20 protein-coding genes and 1 pseudogene are annotated in these 18,846 nt (G+C 67.0%); 13 read left to right on the top strand and 8 right to left on the bottom strand.

Translation table 11 applies throughout. The features are described from left to right. Positions 1-31: 31 nt before the first annotated feature. Together OG587_RS30200 and OG587_RS30195 are read right to left on the bottom strand one after the other, a co-directional pair. Positions 32-496, bottom strand: coding sequence for a RidA family protein (locus OG587_RS30200; protein WP_329081097.1), 465 nt, complete (start codon positions 494-496; stop codon positions 32-34). 463 nt (positions 497-959) lie between these two features. Further along, complete coding sequence (locus OG587_RS30195) at positions 960-1,364, bottom strand: RidA family protein (RefSeq protein WP_329081096.1); 405 nt, start codon at positions 1,362-1,364, stop codon at positions 960-962. Between the two features lie 319 nt (positions 1,365-1,683). On the opposite strand from OG587_RS30195, the pseudogene OG587_RS30190 reads away from it, so the two are divergent. Together OG587_RS30190 and OG587_RS30185 are read left to right on the top strand one after the other, a co-directional pair. Beyond that, positions 1,684-1,870, top strand: a pseudogene (locus OG587_RS30190) (transposase); the annotation flags it as partial. 127 nt (positions 1,871-1,997) lie between these two features. Beyond that, the gene (locus OG587_RS30185) at positions 1,998-2,630 is read left to right on the top strand and encodes a LysE family translocator (protein ID WP_329081094.1); all 633 of its coding nucleotides are present in this window, start codon (positions 1,998-2,000) and stop codon (positions 2,628-2,630) included. Positions 2,631-3,435: 805 nt separating this feature from the next. Here OG587_RS30185 and OG587_RS30180 read toward each other — a convergent pair. Both OG587_RS30180 and OG587_RS30175 read right to left on the bottom strand, forming a co-directional pair. Next, positions 3,436-4,452 carry a CU044_5270 family protein gene (locus OG587_RS30180; protein WP_329081092.1) on the bottom strand — a complete coding sequence of 339 codons (1,017 nt, stop codon included), beginning with the start codon at positions 4,450-4,452 and terminating at the stop codon, positions 3,436-3,438. Continuing rightward, positions 4,449-5,084 carry an RNA polymerase sigma factor gene (locus OG587_RS30175; protein WP_329081090.1) on the bottom strand — a complete coding sequence of 212 codons (636 nt, stop codon included), beginning with the start codon at positions 5,082-5,084 and terminating at the stop codon, positions 4,449-4,451. The genes OG587_RS30180 and OG587_RS30175 overlap by 4 nt, the downstream gene beginning before the upstream one ends. Before the next feature lie 322 nt (positions 5,085-5,406). Here OG587_RS30175 and OG587_RS30170 point away from each other — a divergent pair, with 322 nt between their 5' ends. The 8 genes from OG587_RS30170 (at position 5,407) to OG587_RS30135 (ending at position 11,055) form a co-directional block, all read left to right on the top strand. Next, positions 5,407-5,850, top strand: a complete 444-nt coding sequence (locus OG587_RS30170; RefSeq protein ID WP_329081088.1) for a recombinase family protein — start codon at positions 5,407-5,409, stop codon at positions 5,848-5,850. A 16-nt stretch (positions 5,851-5,866) separates the two neighbouring features. Continuing rightward, a complete protein-coding gene (locus OG587_RS30165) occupies positions 5,867-6,196 on the top strand; it encodes a PadR family transcriptional regulator (RefSeq protein WP_329081086.1) in 330 nt (109 codons plus the stop codon). A 2-nt stretch (positions 6,197-6,198) separates the two neighbouring features. Then, the gene (locus tag OG587_RS30160; protein WP_329081084.1) at positions 6,199-6,612 is read left to right on the top strand and encodes a DUF1048 domain-containing protein; all 414 of its coding nucleotides are present in this window, start codon (positions 6,199-6,201) and stop codon (positions 6,610-6,612) included. Continuing rightward, a complete protein-coding gene (locus tag OG587_RS30155; RefSeq protein WP_329081083.1) occupies positions 6,612-7,376 on the top strand; it encodes an ABC transporter ATP-binding protein in 765 nt (254 codons plus the stop codon). Before OG587_RS30160 ends, OG587_RS30155 begins: the two co-directional genes overlap by 1 nt. 9 nt (positions 7,377-7,385) lie before the next feature. Next, a complete protein-coding gene (locus OG587_RS30150; RefSeq protein WP_329081080.1) occupies positions 7,386-8,147 on the top strand; it encodes an ABC transporter permease in 762 nt (253 codons plus the stop codon). 126 nt (positions 8,148-8,273) lie between these two features. After that, complete coding sequence (locus OG587_RS30145; protein ID WP_329081078.1) at positions 8,274-9,482, top strand: cytochrome P450; 1,209 nt, start codon at positions 8,274-8,276, stop codon at positions 9,480-9,482. 312 nt (positions 9,483-9,794) lie between these two features. Then, positions 9,795-9,929, top strand: a complete 135-nt coding sequence (locus tag OG587_RS30140) for a hypothetical protein (protein ID WP_329081076.1) — start codon at positions 9,795-9,797, stop codon at positions 9,927-9,929. 187 nt (positions 9,930-10,116) lie between these two features. After that, entirely contained in the window at positions 10,117-11,055 is a 939-nt protein-coding gene (locus tag OG587_RS30135; RefSeq protein WP_329081074.1) for a cyclase family protein, read from the top strand. A 212-nt stretch (positions 11,056-11,267) separates the two neighbouring features. Here OG587_RS30135 and OG587_RS30130 read toward each other — a convergent pair whose 3' ends face one another. After that, complete coding sequence (locus OG587_RS30130) at positions 11,268-11,666, bottom strand: recombinase family protein (protein ID WP_329081073.1); 399 nt, start codon at positions 11,664-11,666, stop codon at positions 11,268-11,270. A 648-nt stretch (positions 11,667-12,314) separates the two neighbouring features. Then, positions 12,315-13,619, bottom strand: coding sequence for a M50 family metallopeptidase (locus tag OG587_RS30125; RefSeq protein ID WP_329081072.1), 1,305 nt, complete (start codon positions 13,617-13,619; stop codon positions 12,315-12,317). A 575-nt stretch (positions 13,620-14,194) separates the two neighbouring features. Between OG587_RS30125 and OG587_RS30120 the strand changes: the two genes are divergently transcribed. Genes OG587_RS30120 through OG587_RS30110 form a run of 3 tightly spaced genes read left to right on the top strand, consistent with a single transcriptional unit; the run spans position 14,195 to position 16,621 of the window. Next, positions 14,195-15,859, top strand: coding sequence for a hypothetical protein (locus OG587_RS30120; protein ID WP_329081070.1), 1,665 nt, complete (start codon positions 14,195-14,197; stop codon positions 15,857-15,859). A 35-nt stretch (positions 15,860-15,894) separates the two neighbouring features. After that, positions 15,895-16,272 (top strand): hypothetical protein, encoded by a 378-nt coding sequence (locus tag OG587_RS30115; RefSeq protein ID WP_329081068.1) that lies wholly within the window; start codon positions 15,895-15,897, stop codon positions 16,270-16,272. Next, positions 16,247-16,621, top strand: coding sequence for a hypothetical protein (locus OG587_RS30110; RefSeq protein ID WP_329081066.1), 375 nt, complete (start codon positions 16,247-16,249; stop codon positions 16,619-16,621). Before OG587_RS30115 ends, OG587_RS30110 begins: the two co-directional genes overlap by 26 nt. Here the strand turns inward: OG587_RS30110 and OG587_RS30105 are convergent. Further along, on the bottom strand, positions 16,579-17,271 hold the full coding sequence (locus tag OG587_RS30105; protein ID WP_329081064.1) for a DUF2306 domain-containing protein: 693 nt from the start codon (positions 17,269-17,271) through the stop codon (positions 16,579-16,581). The two genes, OG587_RS30110 and OG587_RS30105, sit on opposite strands and share 43 nt — an antisense overlap. A gap of 164 nt (positions 17,272-17,435) precedes the next feature. Next, positions 17,436-18,497: a sensor histidine kinase gene (locus OG587_RS30100; protein ID WP_329081062.1), complete on the bottom strand. Its 1,062-nt coding sequence runs from the start codon at positions 18,495-18,497 to the stop codon at positions 17,436-17,438. Between the last annotated feature and the right edge of the window lie 349 nt (positions 18,498-18,846).

The raw sequence follows: 18,846 nt of genomic DNA, 5'->3' as shown, positions 1-18,846 counted from the left end.
ATGCACACGGTCACGGAACGTGACGGTCGGATCAGGCGGGCGGCGCGGCGGCGACAACGTGGATCTCCAGGCGCAGCCGAGGATCCGTCGCCAGCCGCGTCACCTCCACGGTGGTGCTGGTGGGGATGTGGCCGCCGAACCACTCCGCCTGGATCCGGTTCACCGCGTCCTGGTCCTCGGCGACGTTGGTGAAGAACCGCATCAGGTTCACCACGTCACGGCGTTCGGCTCCCGCGGCGCGCAGGGCCTGGTCCAAGTGCTCGAAGGCGGTGCGGGCCTGTGCGGCGCCGTCTGCGGGGATGGCGTCGAAGACCTCGGGCCGATGCGGATGGTCGTGGTAGACCGGCGCCCCGGTGACCCCTGAGATAAAGACCAGACGCGCCGACGACACGACGCGGATGGCCGGGACGAAGGGGCTGACGATGTCCGGGTCGTAGCCCTCGTGGTGAATGATCTCCGACTGACCGACGGAAACGATCTCGGGAATGTCGCTCACGGCTTCTCCTCAGCATCGTGTTGCGTTTCAGGATGTGACGCTAGCGGCGATGGCAATCGATTGTCAACGAATGACCTGCGGCTTTACTAACAGTCACTAGACGGGGCGACAACCCTCTGCAGCGACGATCGACCCGCCTCATGGCGGATGCCGGCCCCTTGGCCATGGCGAGGTTCTGTCTGGGGGTGTTTTTCCGAACGTGACCCCAGCCCTGCGGACGGGGCCAAGGTGAGGAAGTTGGTCGGAACTGCGCCCCTCCGGGTTCTACCGCGCACCGGACCACGGCCGCGGCAACAGTCGGCGCCCCCACCCCGGGAAGGGATGAAGGCGCCTCGTACCAGCGGTCATGTCGAACACCCAACATGACCGCTATCGGAGGAAGTGTGACAGTTGTGTGCGGTACCCGTGTTAGGCGCTGTCCCGTCGATCTTGTTGCCGCCTACTGTGGCGACTGCGCCGGCCGTCAGGTTGCGGGAACCGCGGCGACCGCCTCGATCTCGATCAGGATGTCAGGGCGGAAGAGGCCCGCGACCTGTACGAGCGAGCTTGTGGGCGGCCGCTCCAGGTTGATGAACTCGTCCCGCACGGCCCGGACGACGGACAGCGCCGAGGTGTCGACAACAAAGATCGTGAGCTTGAACACGTCGTTCCAGGTCGCGCCCCCGGCCTTGAGCGCGGCCTCGACGTTCCGCATGACCAGGCGTGTCTGGGCCTCCCAGTCGCCTGCGGCGGCCGGCACGCCCTCTGCGGTGATCGGGACCTGACCCGAGGTCCAGACGAGCCGGCTGCCCGGCGCGATGCCGGCGACATGGCTGTAGCCGTTGGTCGCCGGCAGCGTCGAGGGAGTGCTGAACTCGAGGTGCGTCATGAGTGGCCCTTCTGTGAGGAACGTCGGATCACAGGAGACTGTGCCAGGTCGGCTGGGAGCGGGCAGCAGCGACCCATCTGTGCGGCTACGGGACCGCCGGAGGTTTCCGGAGTCCTGGAGAAGCTCCACAGGTGAAGGGCCTTTACCTACCTGGGAGAGGTCGATCACTCCCGAAGGACTCGCCTTATGCGATAGGAAGAGGGGGCATAACCTCCCAGGCAAAACGCTCTTTAAGACGTCGTTTCTTATGGCGGAGTCGTTCGGTGAACGGGTCATGGCAGATCTGGTTGAGCGGTTGGTGCCGGATGAGTTGTGAGAGTTGTTTCGCCGTGTGGTTCCTCCCACGGAAGTGAACCGCCCCCAAGGTGGAGGGCGGCGGCGGGCGGGTGACCGCGAGGCCTTGGCCGCGATTATTTTCGTGGCTACCTCGGGCTGCACCTGGCGGCAGTTGCCGCCGGTGTTCGGTCCGAGCTGGCAGAGGGGTGTACCGGCGGTTCGCCCAGTGGCCTTCGTCGGCATAGCCGCAACCCTCATCTGCCACCGCGGTCTCACCAAACAAAGCGACGTCTAAACTGTCAGGGCGGGGCCCGGGCTCCGTTCCGCTGGACATTGCCGGGACAGGAGCCTGTCGTGATGACTGCCGTTGTCGGCTTTTCACTCTTCGCCCTGCTGGTGACGATGGCTCCAGGGCCGGACACCGTCCTGGTGCTGCGCAACTGCGTGCGCGGCGGTCGTTTCACGGGCATCGCGACCGCGCTCGGTGCTGGAGCAGGCTCACTCGCCTGGGCGCTGGGTGCGGCCGTCGGCCTGGCAGCGGTTCTGCAGCAGTGGGATGCGGCGTTTGCCGCGATCCGTCTGGCGGGTGCCGCGTATCTGATCTTCCTCGGTGTCCAGAGCCTGTGGGCTCACCGTCGAGGCGCGGGGAGCCGACCCGAGGTTTCCGGGGGGCTGGCCGGCCCCATCCCGACCACCGGACAGGCCTTCCGTCAGGGGCTGCTGAGCTGCTTGCTGAACCCCAAGGTCGGCATCTTCTTCGTGGCTGTGGTCCCGCAGTTCCTGCCCGACGGTTACTCGGTGCTGTCCGCGACCTTGGTCCTGGGTGTCATCGACGCCGTGATCGCCGCTTTGTGGCTGACATTGGTGGCGGCGTTCGCGGCTCGGATGCTGACCTGGCTGCGTCGCCCCCGCGTGAACACGGCACTGGAGCGAACCGCCGCTGGCGTTCTGGTGGCTCTGGGCGTCGGCACGGCGGCGGAGACGCTTTAGCTTCCGCGCAGAGTCTGTTCATGCTGCGCAGGTTGTCGGTTGCTGCCTGGATGAGGAAGCGGTGGCCGACCTCTGCGTGGGCGGCGATCGTGCGGGCGCACTCCTGAGATGCGGTGCGGGTGGTGTCAACCTCCAGGTCCTACGTCATGCCGATGTGCACCAGGTCTGCCTGAGCGGATACGCGGTCCGCTCGATCGAGGTCACAGCCCACCCCCGGGGAGACGACAGCACAACATCACGACCAACGATGTTGAGCCGAACGGGTGACGGGCAGGGCGGTCAGGACTACAAGATCACCCCATGGGCCCTTTTGGGCCCACCTCGGCGATACCCCTATCTGGTGGCCACGGCCCGAAAGCTCTTGAGCTTGTTGACGCAGCGCCGCGCGCGAGGGAACAGGCGTCCTCCGTCAGCGCGGACCCCTGAGCAGTGCCGAAGGCTCTCACAAACGGTTGATTGTGCGAGGTCGGCGCCGACCTTATTCAGCGGGGCGTTCGCGCAGGTCGCCGCTCGCAGAACTCCTCTCACAACTGGAACGTTCTGAGAGACGGTTCTGAGACATCCACGACCTGCGCGAACGCTCTACTTTGCCCCTGGTGACACCGACCCGAGCGGGGCCCCTTTATAGCCGCGCAGGATCACAATCCGTCGTGGGCAATCTCCTACGTTCCCCAACACCTCTGCTGGAAAGGGGGAGGCATGCCTGCGCATCGGCCCGCCAGCGTAGCCCTGTGATCGGGTCAGTCAGGGTGGCCGCGACTTGCCACATCACCTGGTGAGATGGATCTTGCACTGTTGGGCTTCGTCACTGACGCTGTCCCGGCTTATCGACCACAGCGAAGCCGAGAATTGCCCGGTGGGTGTCGCCCATGTAGCGGTACGTCTTAGGGTTCAATACGATCAGTTGGCCATTGCCCTTCCTGCTCCCGCGGTCGAAGGCCACCCCGATGCCCTGCCGTCCGGCGTAGTCCATGGCGTTCTCGATCACCCGCACGCCGGGGATCTTCGCCAAAGCCCGGTACAGCGCGGCGTTGGTCTTGGGTGGGATGAGTTGATTGTCTCGAAAGAGCTTGGCGATCACTCCGAAGGTAGTCACGTCGCGGCCGTTGTCGCGATAGTCCTTCCTGATTCGCGCGAGCAGGGCGTCCGGGTCGGTGGGCAATCCGGCCACGTAGTCGTAGAGCTTGTTCGGAGTGTTGTTCACGAACGCCGGACCACCGACAAAGCCCCCGTTGTATCGCGGGTCAACGCGGCCGGGGCGAGGCCGCTCTCCTGGGCGCAGAATGCGGGTCAACAAGAGCTGCCCGTCCTGGACGGACTTTGCCATCTCCTTGCCGTCAAACCTCCACCACTCCTCTACCTTCACCTTCCCTCTCAGCATCGTCGACAGTCCGCCCGCATCGTCGGATTTGTAGGCGAAGTCGGTCATCTTCTGGGTGTAGACCCACTGACGGGGGCCGGGCCGCGAAGGCGCGGTTTCGTGCTCCACGGTGGCGGCCGCCAGCTCCAGGGTTTTCAAGGTGGCATTCGCCATGGATCGCGGCGGACCGTCGGAGACCACGGCGTGCGGGCCGGATCGCGGCGTGGTGTAGGGCAGTACGCCGCCAATCTCGGCCCCGACGAAGATCACTGAGGCGGCGACCACCATCACGCCGGCGATCGCCACACGCCGGCCGATACGGACCTGCAACGAACGGCGCCGCACTAGGCCCGAGTCGAACTCGCGTTGCAGGCGGGCCCACGCCCGAGCCTTTACCGCGGGATCGTCTGGCGGGCCGGCCGGACGAAACCGGCGGATGAGGGCGATCTCCTGGTCATTCATGCATCCACCTCCGGGAGTTGCAGGGGGTTAATATCGCCGAACGTCCGGCGGAGCTTTTTGCGAACGCGATGTAGCCGCGACCCGACAGTGCCCAGCGGCACATCCAGCGCCTGCGCGACCTCTTCGTACGTCAAATCGGCCCAGGCGATCAGAAGCAGCAGATCACGTTCGGCGGGCGACAGCCTGGCCAGTGCCGACGCGATTCGGGGAGCGAGCCGCTGGGCTGTTAGTCGTTCGTCGCTGGTCTGGTCGAATGACTCGCTGGACCATTCGAAGTCCGCCCGGGCGAGCAGCCGGTGGCGACGGCGTTCCATCCGCCAGTGCTGCCGGATGAGGTTGGTCGCGATGCCGTATAGCCACGGCCGGGCGTCCTCCCGTGTCGGGTCGTAACGTCGCCGACTGCGAAAAGCGACGGCGAAGGTGTCCGCGCCGACGTCTTCGGCGATGTCGGGACCCAGTCGATGGGCGATGTAGCGGTAGATCTCGTCCCAGTGCCGCTGGAAGATCTCGGCGAACCTCTCCGGCTCAGCGAGCGATGCGCCAATCGCCTCATCGTCGCCTATCTCTCCAACCTTCGGCGGTCTTGTGATCGCCACCAGCATTTTCTCCTCTAATCGCACCGCATCGGTCATCCGGTACTTGGTGCCGCGCCCGCTTTCTCTTCCACCTTTTTTGAACCTTCTCTCAGTTAAGGCAAAGTCCGGGACGGTGGAGGCAGTCTGCGAACGGGTGTGCCGCCGACGCACATGTTCCTCAACTAGGATCCGGCGCACCTGAGAGCGGTGGACGTCGATGCTCGCTACGGTGAGCGTGTTCGGTGTCTACTGGCCTTCGGTACGGCCTGGATCTCCTATAGCTACGGTGAGCCGCCACCCCGGCCAGCCCTGAGGGCCAATGAATATTTCTGCAAACCACGCAGCGTCACAACAGTCACACAGGGTTACTTTGCCCTTGGTGACGGCGACCCGAGTGGGGCCCCACCAGATCGACGCGCTCCTGCGCGCCGGGGTGGCACGGGAGAACATCTTCCTCGACCGGGCCAGCGGCGCCCGGGCCTCCCGGCCCGAGCTCGACCGCCTCATGGCAGCGCTGGGCGACGGCGACATGCTCAAGATCACCCGGCTGGACCGGCTGTCACGCTCGGTCCAGCACCTCATCAACCTCGGCGCCGATCTGCGGACCCGCGGAGTCGGCCTGCACGTCATCGAGCAGGGCATCGACACCGAGACGATGGAGGGCCGCGCGATGTTCGGCATGCTGGCGGTCCTGGCCGAGTTGCAGCGCGAGCTCATCGTCTCCAACACCTACGACGGCTTGGCCGCCCACTTCAGCTATTCAGTGTTGCTACATACCGGTAGTCAGTGCTACTTTATAGCAGTAGTCATCAAGACTAGGTAGCTGAAGGGGGTGTTCCATGGGCAAGCTGGTGACGGAGATGCTCAAGGGAACGCTGGAGGGCATCGTCCTCGCGATCCTGTCCGGCCGGCCCGCATACGGCTACGAGATCACGGCGTGGCTGCGGGATCAGGGCTTCTCCGACATCGCCGAGGGCACCATCTACGCACTGCTCGTCAGGTTCGAGCGGCGCGGTCTGGTCGACGTGGAAAAGGTCCCGTCCGAGAAGGGGCCGCCGCGCAAGGTGTACTCCCTGAACGCTCAGGGACACGAGTACCTCGACGAGTTCTGGAGGACCTGGAGCTTCCTCACTGAACGGCTCCAACAGCTCCGCGAAGGAGGTAAATAGCCATGGACACAGGGTCGAACCAGCCGAAGAGCCGCGCCCGGCAGTACCTGGAGGTGGTCACCGGGCCGCTGGAGGACAAGAGGCGCTGGCGGCAGTACAAGGCGCGCGTCAAAGCGCTTCCCGAGAACTATCGCACGGCGGTCGAAGCGCTGGAGCGGTACCTGATGCACTTCGGGCCGGGGGACGGCGCCGACGCGGCGTCGATGTTCGAGGACCTCGCCGATCTGTTCGAGCAGAGCGCGGCGGACGGAACTCCGATCCGCGAGATCTTCGGAGAAGACCCCGTGGAATTCGTCGAGGCGTTCATGCAGAGCTACTCCATGGGGAGCTACATCCGCCGGGAGCGAGAACGCTTCACCAGCGCCATCGCGCACGCCGCCGGCGAGAACACCGGGAAAGAAGACAGGACACTTTGATGACGACACAGCAAACCCCGGCGATCCACGTGCAGGGCCTGGAGAAGTCGTACAAGGAACTGCAGGTGCTGCGCGGCGTGGACTTCGACGTGGCGCGGGGCAGCATCTTCGCCCTGCTCGGCTCCAACGGGGCGGGCAAGACCACGGTCGTGAGAATCCTGTCCACGCTGCTCAAGGCCGACGCGGGGACGGCCGGTGTCAACGGCTTCGACGTCGCCACGCAACCGGCGAACGTGCGGGAGTCGATCAGTCTCACCGGGCAGTTCGCCGCCGTCGACGAGATCCTCAGCGGGCGGGAGAACCTCATGCTGGTCGCCCGGCTGCGGCACCTCAAGGATCCCGGCAAGATCGCCGATGACCTGCTGAGGCGTTTCTCGCTGACCGACGCCGGCGCGCGAAAGGCGTCCACGTATTCCGGCGGCATGCGCCGCCGCCTCGACATCGCGATGAGCCTCATCGGCGATCCGCCGGTCATCTTCCTCGACGAACCGACCACCGGGCTCGACCCCCAGGCGCGCATCGAGGTGTGGCAGACCGTCAAGGACCTCGCCGACCAGGGGACGACGGTGCTGCTCACCACGCAGTATCTGGACGAGGCCGAACAGCTCGCCGACCGGATCGCGATCCTGCACCAGGGCCGGATCATCGTGAACGGCACCCTGGCCGAGCTCAAGCAACTGCTCCCGCCCGCCAAGGTCGAGTACGTCGAAAAACAGCCGACCCTCGAGGACGTCTTCCTCACCCTCGTCGGCACGAAGGCATAAGGAACCACGATGACCAAGCACTTCCTCGGCGACACCGCCACCCTGTTAGGACGATCCCTGCGCCACATCGCGCGCAGCCCGGACACCATCATCACGACCGCGATCATGCCGATCGCCATGATGCTGATGTTCGTCTACGTCTTCGGCGGCGCGATCAAAACAGGGTCGGACTCGTATGTGAACTACATGCTGCCCGGCATCCTGCTCATCACGGTGGCCTCGGGCATCGCCTACACCGCGTTCCGGCTGTTCATGGACATGAAGGGCGGCATCTTCGAGCGATTCCAGTCCATGCCGATCGCGCGCTCGTCGGTGCTGTGGGCGCACGTGCTGACCTCGCTGGTCGCCAATTCGATCTCGCTCGTGGTGGTCGTGCTCGTCGCCCTGCTGATGGGCTTCCGCTCGTCGGCGGGAGCGCCGGCGTGGCTCGCGGTCGCCGGCATCCTGATCCTGTTCACCCTGGCACTGACGTGGATCGCGGTCATCCCCGGCCTGTCGGCCAAGACCATGGAAGGCGCGAGCGCGTTCTCCTACCCGCTCGTCTTCCTGCCGTTCCTCAGCTCGGCGTTCGTGCCCACCGACACCATGCCCGGCCCGGTGCGTTTCTTCGCCGAGCACCAGCCGGTGACCTCCATCGTCAACGCCATCCGCGACCTGTTCACCCAGCAGCCGGTCGGCACCGACATCTGGATCGCCCTCGCCTGGTGCGTCGGCATCCTCGTCGTCGCCTACGTATTCGCCATGAACACCTACCGCCGCAAGATTTCCTGACCTTTGCTGGACGAGCCTGTCCTGGCCCAGATCAGCGCGCCGGACAGGTAGATCGCGGCGCGGCGGCCGCGCCGCCATTCACCGCAGCCTCAGGAGAGCACCTACCCCAGCGAAATGAGGAAAGTCATGAACGAATCCCTTCACACCGTCGAGACGATGCCGACCGCGCGTCAGTCCGGCTGTCCCTTCGACCCGCCCAAAGAGCTGATCGACGCCCGCGAGCACAGCCCGATCAGCCGCTTCCCCTTCCCTGACGGACACCAGGGCTGGCTGGTCACCGGCTACGACCTGATCCGGTCGATCCTGGCCGACCCGCGCTTCAGCTCGCGCAAGGAACTCATGGGCCACCACCCGCTGGTCGACTACGGTGACATCGAGGTCCCTCCGGCGCCGCCCGGGGAGTTCCTGCTCATGGACGAGCCCCAGCACGGCCGCTACCGCAAACCGCTGGTGGGCAAGTTCACCGTCCGGCGGATGCGGCTGCTCACCGAGCGCGTCGAGCAGGTCACCGCCGACCACCTGGACGCCATGGAGAAGGCCGGGCCGCCGGCGGACCTGGTGACCGCGTTCGCCAAACCCATCTCCGCCATCATCATCTGTGAGCTGCTCGGCGTGCCGTACGAGGACCGGGGCTCCTTCCAGGACAACATCGACAAGTTCCTCGGCGGCGAGGTCAGCGACGAGGAACTGATCGCGGCCTATACCGCGACCCAGCAGTACCTCGCCGAGTTGGTGGCCGCCAAGCGCGCCAACCCCGCCGACGACCTGCTCAGCGACCTGCTCGACAGCGACCTGACCGATGAGGAACTGCGGGGGATGGCCCTGATCCTGCTGTCGGCCGGGTTCGACACCACCGCGAACATGCTCGCGCTGGGCACCTTCGCGCTGTTGCAGAACCCCGGGCAGCTGGCCGCGCTGCGCGCCGAGCCCGCGCTCACCGACGGGGCCGTGGAGGAGCTGCTGCGGTATCTGAGCGTCGCCAAGCAGTTCGCGAGGGTCGCGCTGGAGGACGTCGAGCTGGGCGGCCAGACCATCAAGGCCGGCACGACGGTCATCCTGTCTCTCCACACCGCCAACCGCGACCCCGAGCGCTTCACCGACCCCCACGTGCTCGACGTGCGCAGGCAGGAGGGCGGGCACCTGGCCTTCAGCCACGGCATCCACCAGTGCCTGGGCCAGCAGCTGGCCCGCGTCGAGCTGCGCGTCGCGCTCCCCGCGCTACTCAACCGCTTCCCCACGCTGCGCCTGGCCGTACCGGCCGAAGAGGTCGCCCTGCGCCCGGAGACCGCGGACATCTACGGGGTCAAGAGCCTTCCGATCACCTGGGACGCCTGACCGCAAGCGCGCGTACAGCCGCCCGCCACCGCTGTGGCCGCTCACCGGCGGCGATCGCCCCCGCGGCATACGAGCCGTCCTGGCGAAATGCGACCTCGTCCAGCCCACGCCGCAGCACCCTGCCGACGGCGGCGATCGTTTCCCCGCCGCCCTCCGTCGCTCCCCCACCCTGCCGAGAACGGCGCCAACACCGGAACACTCCCGACCCTACTGAGCCACGCCTCCGTTGTCGCAGGCTCGCCCCACACGGTCGCCGCCGAGGGGCTCCACCGCCCTCTCCAAACACGTACTATCGCGAAACGAGGAACGACCATGAATGCATCCCTCCACGCCGCCAACACCAGGGCCTGGATGCCGCGGGTCTTCCGGCCAGTGGCGATCACGGCGCTGGCGGCCACGCTGCTGGCCGGGTCAACTCCACCAGAAGTTCTGCAGTTCTGCGCCTAACGGGTGGTGAGATCACCGAGGCGGATGGGGATTGGCATGGGCCTCGCCGGAGGTTGGATCGAGGTTGCCGCACCGTCTCTCCGGCCCCGGCGAGGTCATATCAAAGGAGAGGGCGGGATACCCTGCCTGCGGTGCCTCGAACCACGTGACCGGAGGAGTCGATGCTGGGATGACGGCAGGGCGACCGATGCCCACACAGGACGACGTGCTCGGGTACTTCAACACGCTGTCGAACTGGGGACGGTGGGGCGACGACGACGAGCTCGGCACTCTGAACCACATCACCGACGACGTCCGGCTGGCGGCGGCGCGGGCCGTGCGCCACGGCAGGAGCGTGTCGTGCGCATGGGAGGTTGCCGTACCGGAAGACATGGAGCGGTCGACGACGACGTGCCCGTGCGCCGCCGACATGCCGGGCGCCGAGAACATGCCGGTGCCCGGATTCCACAACGACCGGCGCTGGGGCTTTTCGTCCGAGCGACTCGGCGTCACGTTCCACGGCAACACCCTCACCCACGTCGACTCGCCGTGCCACATCTTCTGGGACGGCACGATGTACAACGGGCGGTCGCACTCACTGGTCGACGCCGCAACGGGATCGGCGTGGGCGTCCGTCACGGCGGCGGCGAACGGGATCATCACGCGTGGTGTCCTGCTGGACATTGCGAGCGTGCGGGACGTGCCGTGGTTGGAACCGGGGCAGGGTGTGTTTCCCGACGATCTCGAGGAGGCCGAGCGTCGCCAGGGTGTGCGGGTGCGATCCGGCGATGCGGTACTCCTGCGGACCGGCTATGGCCGCGTCCGGCACGAAACCGGTGCGGCCAGCGGTTTCACGCAGGCCGGGTGGCACGCGTCCTGCCTGCCGTGGCTGCATGAACGGGAGGTCGCGCTGATCGGCGCCGACACCCCCCAGGACGTTCAGCCATCGGGGTACGAAGACGTGTTGATGCCGGTTCACGCCGTGAGCCTCGTCGCTATGGGTCTGTGGATGCTCGACAACTGCGACCTGGAGGCGTGCGCGACGACGGCTGCCGAGCTCGGCCAGTGGGACTTCCACCTCGCAGTCGCGCCGGTCCGCTTCGCCGGTACGTCCGGCAGCCCGGTCAACCCGATCGCCACATTCTGACCGCGGTTCACGAGGAGGTGCGATGCCATGAAGGACCCGGCCCGCACCTGGAACGCGGTCCTGGTCGGTTCGGGTTCGCTGATGTAGAGCCGCAGGACGGCGGGGCCACCACGTCGCCCGGAGCGGCCGAGCCGCCGGCGCAGGGCGGCCACGCTCGGGGGCGCGCCGACCTGGGCGGTGGAGGTGCAGACGGCGGTGGTCGGCTGCGGTCCTTAAGCCAGGACTCGGGGCATGACGAGCATCCGAACGAAAAGTCCCGTTAGCAGAGCGGAGTTGAGCGGCTTGCCGGGATCGCTGGCCAGGTCGATGCCGGACAGCAGCCCGGATTCAACGCGCAGGTGCAGGCTACGACGGATGAGCACGGGGCGGAGGGCGAGGATGTCGGCGACGGAGCGGAACAGCCGGGCAGCGTCGGCAATGCGGATCGTGTCGCCCACGGCCGCCTCGTGCAGCGTGGTGAAGCCCGCGCGGTCGAGGGAGAGCTGGCGGCTGGAGATGGCGGGGTCTTCGTAGACGGGGGCGCCTGCGGCCAGCAGGGTGGCGAGGGCGTGCCGCTGGCGAGCGTCGGTGTGCTTGTCGGTGGAGTGCCGCAGGTAGACCTGGTCAGCCACGTCCGGCATCCGCGGGGTGGGTGCGGGTGAAGGCGCGGACGATGAGTAGGGCGCTGCGCGCCCTGGTCGGGACGTAGTCACTCCGCTTCCGGGTATCGACCTGCCAGTCCGGCTCGACCGCGCCGTCCGCCTCGTTGGCGCGGTCGAGCAGCAGGACCTCGCGATCGAGGAAGGCAGCGACCTCCTCCAGGAACAGCCGCCCTCCTCGCGCATCGCGTGCACGGCTGCGCGGATCTCGCCGACCTCCCCGCGGACGCGCGCACCCCGCGTTTCGTAGCGGGTGATGTCCGCCGCGGTGTGGGGATCTCCGTGCCGTTCCAGTCAGCCTGCTTGAACAAGGCCATCATGTCCCCTTCCCGAGGGCCGGCCAGGTGGTGGCCGGTGGGCGTCTTCGCCCCTCAGGGAAGGGGGCGAAAGGGGGAGGCGGAATCCGGGGTCGGACTCTATTGGATTGGCGTGCCGTTTCCGCAGGTGACAGAGCGGTCGGACTGGATCTGGCCATGGGGGCGTAATCGACCAACTCCGCCTCTGCTGTTGACCGACTTCAGCTTCGAAAACGTGATCTTTACCCGAGCGGCCGCGAGGCTCATCGTGCCCTGCGCGCAGCATGTCGTGGCAGGCGGTCGGAGAACATCACGAACCAGTCCGTCAGTTCGTCAGTGTGAGCGGGTTGACCAGGTCGGCGTAGACGAGCAGGCCTGCCATGATCATCATCACCAGTGCAGCCGCGTACGTCAGCGGCAGCACCTTGGCCATGTCGACGTACTTGGGCTTCGGCCGCCGCATGACCTTGGCGTAGGCCCACTTGAGCCCCTCCCATAGGCCGCCCGCGATGTGTCCGCCGTCCAGTGGCAGCAGCGGGATCAGGTTGAACATGCCGATCGCCAGGTTGAAGCCTGCCAGCAGGCTGACGAAGGTGGCGATCTTCTCCTCTTTGGACAAGTCGGAGGTCAGGATCTCGCCGCCCAAGCGGCCCGCGCCGACCATGCCCACCGGGCCCTCGGGGTCGCGCTCCTCGCCGGAGAAGGCCGCGCGCCAGACGCCGACCATCTTCTCCGGCAAGTTGAAGATCGAGCCCGCCACCCTGGCCGTCAGCCCGCCCATGTAGCCGATCACCTGGCCAAAGCTCTGCTGCTCCATCACCTCGGTGGGCCGCACGCCGAGGAAACCGACATTCTTGTCGATCTTCTCGGGGTCGTCGAGATTGGGCCGGTCTTGGGCGATGAGCGTGACGTCGAACGTCATCGGCTTGCCGTCACGCACGATGTCAAGCTTGACCGGGCCGGGGCCATGGGAGCGGACCAGGCGGATGGCGTCGTCCCAGGAGCCGATCTTCTGACCGTTCAAGGAGACCATGCGGTCGCCCGGCTTGAGGCCCGCCTGCGCGGCCGGGGTGAGCTGGTCGCCGGGCTCGCAGGCGGCGCGCTGCTCGGAACTGGGGATTACGCATGTTTCGGTGGCGGACGAGACGATCGGGGCATCGGCGGGCAGACCAATGCCGACCAGCAGGATGGCGAAGAAGACGAACGCCAGCACGAAGTTCATCAACGGCCCGCCGGACATGATGATGACCTTCTGCCACCACTTCTTGCGGTAGAAGCTGCGGTTCTCGTCGCCTGGACGTACCTCTTCCAGCGCGGCCTCGCGGGCGGACTCGATCAGCCCCTGGAAAGGTCCTGTCGCCGTGCTCCTGACCTTGGTGGGATCCTCTCCGGGGCGCGGCGGCAGCATTCCAATCATGCGGATGTACCCGCCGAACGGGATCCACTTGATGCCGTATTCGGTCTCGCCTTTGCGCCGGGACCAGACCGTGGAGCCGAAACCCACCATGTACTGGGTCACCTTGACGCCGAAGAGCTTGGCCGGCACCAGGTGGCCGAGCTCGTGCAGCGCGATGGAGATCATCAACCCGAGGAGGAAAAGGACGATCCCCACGACGTAGAGCCAGTTCATCTAGAGGTGCTCCTCGGCAGGCGACAAGGACAGATGTGAAGGACGAGACGAAAGGTGCGAAGCTCCAATGTAGTCGAACTCGCCACACCACAAGGCTGACCGTATTTCCCGAGCATTGACAGCTCATGCATTCAGCCTGCGACCTGCTCACCCGGCCGGAGAATACCGTCTCCTCCACCGCCCGGCTCCTCGGTGTCAGCCGCTCGACCATCTACTGGCGCGTCACGCAACCTTGGTGGGATAACTGGTCCATGAGCGGATCGGGGAGCTGGCCGCGAAGCTGACCTTGGGCTGGGCGTGCCGGTTGTGCCAGCTGATATTGCAATTCCCCTGTTAGATCTTGTTGTGTGACGTTTAGGTGTCATATGTACTACTGGCAGTATTCGTGTGGTGAGTGGACGCTGATCCAGGACTCGGCCGGGGCGGCGGTCCCCGGGAAGTGCCCGCCCTCGGCCGGTGCTCGTGGTGTCGTGGCGAGCGTGGTCCGGTAGGGCCGCGTCGCTTGCGGATGGACAGGGGCCCGGCCGGGGTCCCGGCCGTGGCGGTGTGGAGAGAGCGAACTGGAGACCTCTTTCGTGAGTTCCCGTCCCCCCCTGTCATCGCGCGTCCGCCGTGTGTGCGTGCTCCTGGCCGCGCTCGTGCTGCCCGTGCTGGGTCTGCAGGTCATCACCCCGCCGGCGGCTCATGCCGCGTTCCCCGGTGTCAACGGCAAGATCTACATCACCGATCAGGCCACCGAACCGGACAAGGAGATCTACTCGATCAACCCTGACGGGACCGGCCTGACCAAGGTCATCGACAACGCCGACGATGACGGCAACGCGGTCGTGAACGCCACCAACACCAAGATCGCCTTCACCCGGTTCACCGACACCCAGCACCTGTGGACGATGAACGTCGACGGCACCGGAGAGGTTCAGATCAGCACCGAGGGCATCATCGACAGCAGGATCGACTGGTCCCCGGACGGCACCAGGATCGTGTACAGCACCCTCGGCGGGCTGAAGGTGATCGACGCCGACGGGACCGGCGCGACCGCCCTGGGCGTCAGTGGCTCGTTCCCCGCCTGGTCCCCCGACGGCACCAAGATCGCCTACGGTTCGAACAGAAACCTGTACACCGTCAACCTCGACGGCACCGGCGTGACCCAGCTGACGAACGTGCCCTCCGGTAGCGACGCGTTCGGGCCCGACTGGTCCCCGGACGGCGCCAAGATCGCCTTCGGGCTGGGACCGATCATGGGAGGCGGCGAGCAGATCCACACGATCAACGCCGACGGCAGCGGGCTGACCAACATCTCCAACGACGCCGTCAGCGCCGACACCCCGCAGTGGTCACCCGACGGCACCAAGATCGCCTACAACTCCAACCAGAACATCTACACGATGAACGCCGACGGCACCGGCAAGACCCTGCTGTCGGGTGTGGCCGGCTTCCAGTTCGCCACCGACTGGGCCCCCGCCGGCGCCCCGCCGGGAGCCGACCTCCACGTCACGGCCGTCGACTCCGCCGACCCCGTCGCCTCCGGTACCCCGTTCGCCTACACGGTGACCGTCGCCAACAACGGGCCGGCCAACGCCACCGGCGTCAGCCTGGCCACCACCCTGTCCGGCGCGGCCCGCACCATCACCTCCGCCACACCGTCGCAGGGCTCGTGCGCGATCGCCGCGCCGACCATCACCTGCACCCTGGGCAACCTGGCAGGTGCCGCCGACGCCACCGTCACGATCAACGTCACTTCGACCGCGACCGGCACCCTGACCGCCACCTCCACCGTCACCGGTACCGAAACCGACCCCACCCCGGCCGACAACAGCGACGCCGAGAACACCACCGTCACCACCCCGCCCGCCGCCGACATCGACGTCGACCTGGACGCCCAGCCTCACCTCGGCATCCTGGTCCCCTACCTGCGCTACACCCTGACCGCCCACAACAACGGTCCCAACGCGGTCATCTCCGCCACCGTGAAGGCCACTCTGCCCCCCGGCGCGTCCGCCACGAACCTGCCGACCGGCTGCACCGCCGCAGGATCCACGATCACCTGTACTTATGGCGCCATCGCCCACGGGACCTCGGTGGACAAGACGTTCCGAGTGCCGCTGTCACTGCTGTCGCTCGGTAACGTCACCGTCAGCGCAACCCGCACCACCAGCGCTCCGGCCGACCTCAACCCGGCCAACGACAACGCCTCAGCCAGCTGCAACGCCGTCTCCATCGTCTTGGTCACCTGCCCCTGACCAACCCCGGCCCGAGTCATCGGGCCCTGGGCAAGATGAAACTTTTCTTCACGCTTCTCAAGGGCGCCCGCCACGGCGGGCGCCTTCTGCAACAAGGCATCACAGCGGGCTTGTCACTGACCGAACTCGGCGTCCCCGCCGGCGGGCTGGGCAAGTCCACCATGCACAACCGACTGCTGCGCGGCCGCGCCCGCCAGGCCGGGCTGACCTCCAACGAGAAAGCGCTGCGCGCCCAGCAACGCGGCGACCGCTGGCTGACTGAGCACGGCAAACGCCTGCTCGCCGCCGCCCACCAACTGCCGGCGCACGCCGAGCGCGTCGCCGCGGAAGGCGATGAGGACTTCGCCGACGGCTTGACTGAAGGATCATGGCGAAGGGAAGTGAGGCGTGCACGAGCTGAGAAGGTTGTTTGAGGGTGTCGCCCGCGGGGTCTTTCCCGATGCCGATGGCGTGGTGGAGTTCGTGGACCAGCCCAGCCCGCGCGATTGTGGGGTCATCGCGTTCACCGCGCACAGCGTGGTGTTCGCCGATGTCGATCGTGAATGGATGCGCGCTCTGCTGCCCGCCGACGATGTGTCCGCACCGCTGAATCCGCCGTTCTTGCGCGCCCTGGAGGAGCGGACCGGGCGCCGGGTGGACAACCTGGATCTGCTCGCCGTCGCCGGTGCGATGCCGTCCCCGCCACCGGCGGGGACCGCACGAACCGCCCGGCGAGGCCGTCATACCGGTGTGGAGATCAGTGGGGCGTCCCGGCGCTGCTGACGACGGGCCAAGGGGGCCAGCATGCGCTGGACGATGAAGTACTCGGTCACGAGGACGTTGCCCAGGATAGACGCCCATACGGCGGCGGTGTAGATCGCCTCGAACCCCATCGAGGGGGACAGTTGCAGGCCGAGGAGCAGGTAGACGCGCAGGGTGACCGCGGCGAACGTCAGAGCGTAGTTGCGGATCATCCAGATCCGGTGCAGTTGCACCTCGCCGCAGCGGATGCTCCGGTAAGCCATGGCCAGGGTGTACAGCCACGCCATCACGAGGATGAAGAACGCGACCTGGACCGCGAAGCCGCTGATCGTGACCGCGGCATTGACCGCGGCCGCGATGGACGCGATCACGACGGAGATCATGTATATCCGGCCGACGACGCGGTGCAGCGTGGGCCGGCGGACGCGGAGGCGGTTGACGAACTGCAACGGCCCGAGGGCCAGGGCGAGGCCACCTGGGACGGCGTGCACCATCAGGGACAGGTAGTGCAGCGCCACATCCGGGTTGAGCGGCAATGGGGCGTCGGCCGCGTCTCCGGTCAGGTACGGCGGCACCGACCCGACGGCGAAGCCGACCGCGGACACTGCCATCAGCCCCCACAGCGCCCACCACTTCCGGCTGCGGATGGAGCGTGCTCTCGTCGTGGACATCGTGCGTCCCTTCACTGTCGCAAATGGTCAAGGAACGGCTGTCGGCCGCGGCGGGGGACGCGTTGTGCCCCGGATCCCGCCGCCGCCATGAGGAGGTGCGGATCACCCGTCGGTGGCGTTCGCGTATGCGGCGAGACCGTCAGCCATACGTTGCATGAAGCGGGTCAGGTACCACTGTCAGGAGCAGCCTGCGAGCGTGCAGTCACGCCATAGGAGTACGGCATCTCTCCGGCGCCTGCGGCGAGGCCGTCATCGAGCACCTCCACTTCCACCGCCCCGGGCACGTAGGTGAGCCGGACGCTCGCCCGCGCGCCGCCGGCGTGCTTGCGGATGTTGGTCAGCGCCTCTTGGACGATCCGGTAGAGCGTGTGATCCACCGCCGTGCTCAGCTCGACGCGATCACCGGCCACCTCCAGCCCGACCGCCAAGCCGGCGTCTGCGGCCCTGGCGACCAGCGCGGGCAGCGCGGCCGCGCCGTACCCGGCGAATCCGGCGAATTTCGCGTCGGAGGCGTCGTCGGCGCGCAGCACGTGCAGCAACTGCCGCATCTCCGCCATGGCCTCACGCCCGGCCCGCTCCGCGGTGAGCAAGGTGGCCTGGGCCTGTCCCGGGTGGCGGGTCATGGTGGTGCGGGCCGCGCCGACCAGCACGTTCATCGTGCTGATGTGGTGGGCCACCACATCGTGCAACTCCCGCGCGAGGCGGCGGCGCTCGGCCCGCACCGCCGCCTCGGCGAGTTCGGCCCTCGCCCGCTCGGCCAGCTCCCGGCGAAACCGCAGCAATTGGCCGAACCCGACCACGAACAGCGCCCCGAGCGCCCCCGTCACCGACGGTTTCTCGCCCCGGACGAGGTAGAGCACCTGGACGGTGACGGCGCCGGATAGGTTCACCGCCACGGCCGCGATCCAGGCACACCGCGGCACGCCGTACCGGCCGGCGGAATACAGCGCGCACATCGCCGCCCCGCCGAGCCAGACGTTCTGGCCGATCACGACGGTCACCAGATGACAGGCCACGATGAGCGTCAGGACGGTGAACGGCCGATCACGACGCCAGAACAGCGCGACCGAGGCAACGGTGTCGAGCAGCACCACCACGGGCGGAGGCACCCCCACACCGATGGAGAAGGCGAGCACCGCCTGGAACGTCCAGATGAGCAGCGCCAGCAGAGAGTCGGCGACGCGTGGCCGACAGAGCGTCCGCCACGCCACCCGCAGACTTCTCATGACCAGAGAGTAGGGCACGCCGACGAGCAGCCATGAGCCTTCGAAGATCGTTGGAGGTGCCGACGTGCGACCTGATTCCCTTCAGGAAACGAACCTTCTGTGAAGGCAACCGGTAGCCTGATGGCACGATCCCCCAGCCCGCCGCGCCCGCACCCCGGCCGGATCGCCGCAGATTGCCTTCACGAAAGGTTGTCCCGCTCCCGATCACCGGGGGCGCGGCAAGGGCGGCACCCAGCGCAACGTGTTCCTCTCCGCCGACGCTCGCACCGCGCTGGCCGACTACCTCCAAGACGAACGCCCCACCGGCGGCGCGGCTGCTCGCGTTCGGCATCGGTGATGCCGGTCAGCC

Source organism: Streptosporangium sp. NBC_01469 (assembly GCF_036227305.1).
Classification (GTDB): Bacteria; Actinomycetota; Actinomycetes; order Streptosporangiales; family Streptosporangiaceae; genus Streptosporangium.
Note: the sequence above shows the minus strand (reverse complement) of the source record. Positions and strands in the feature narration are given on the sequence as shown.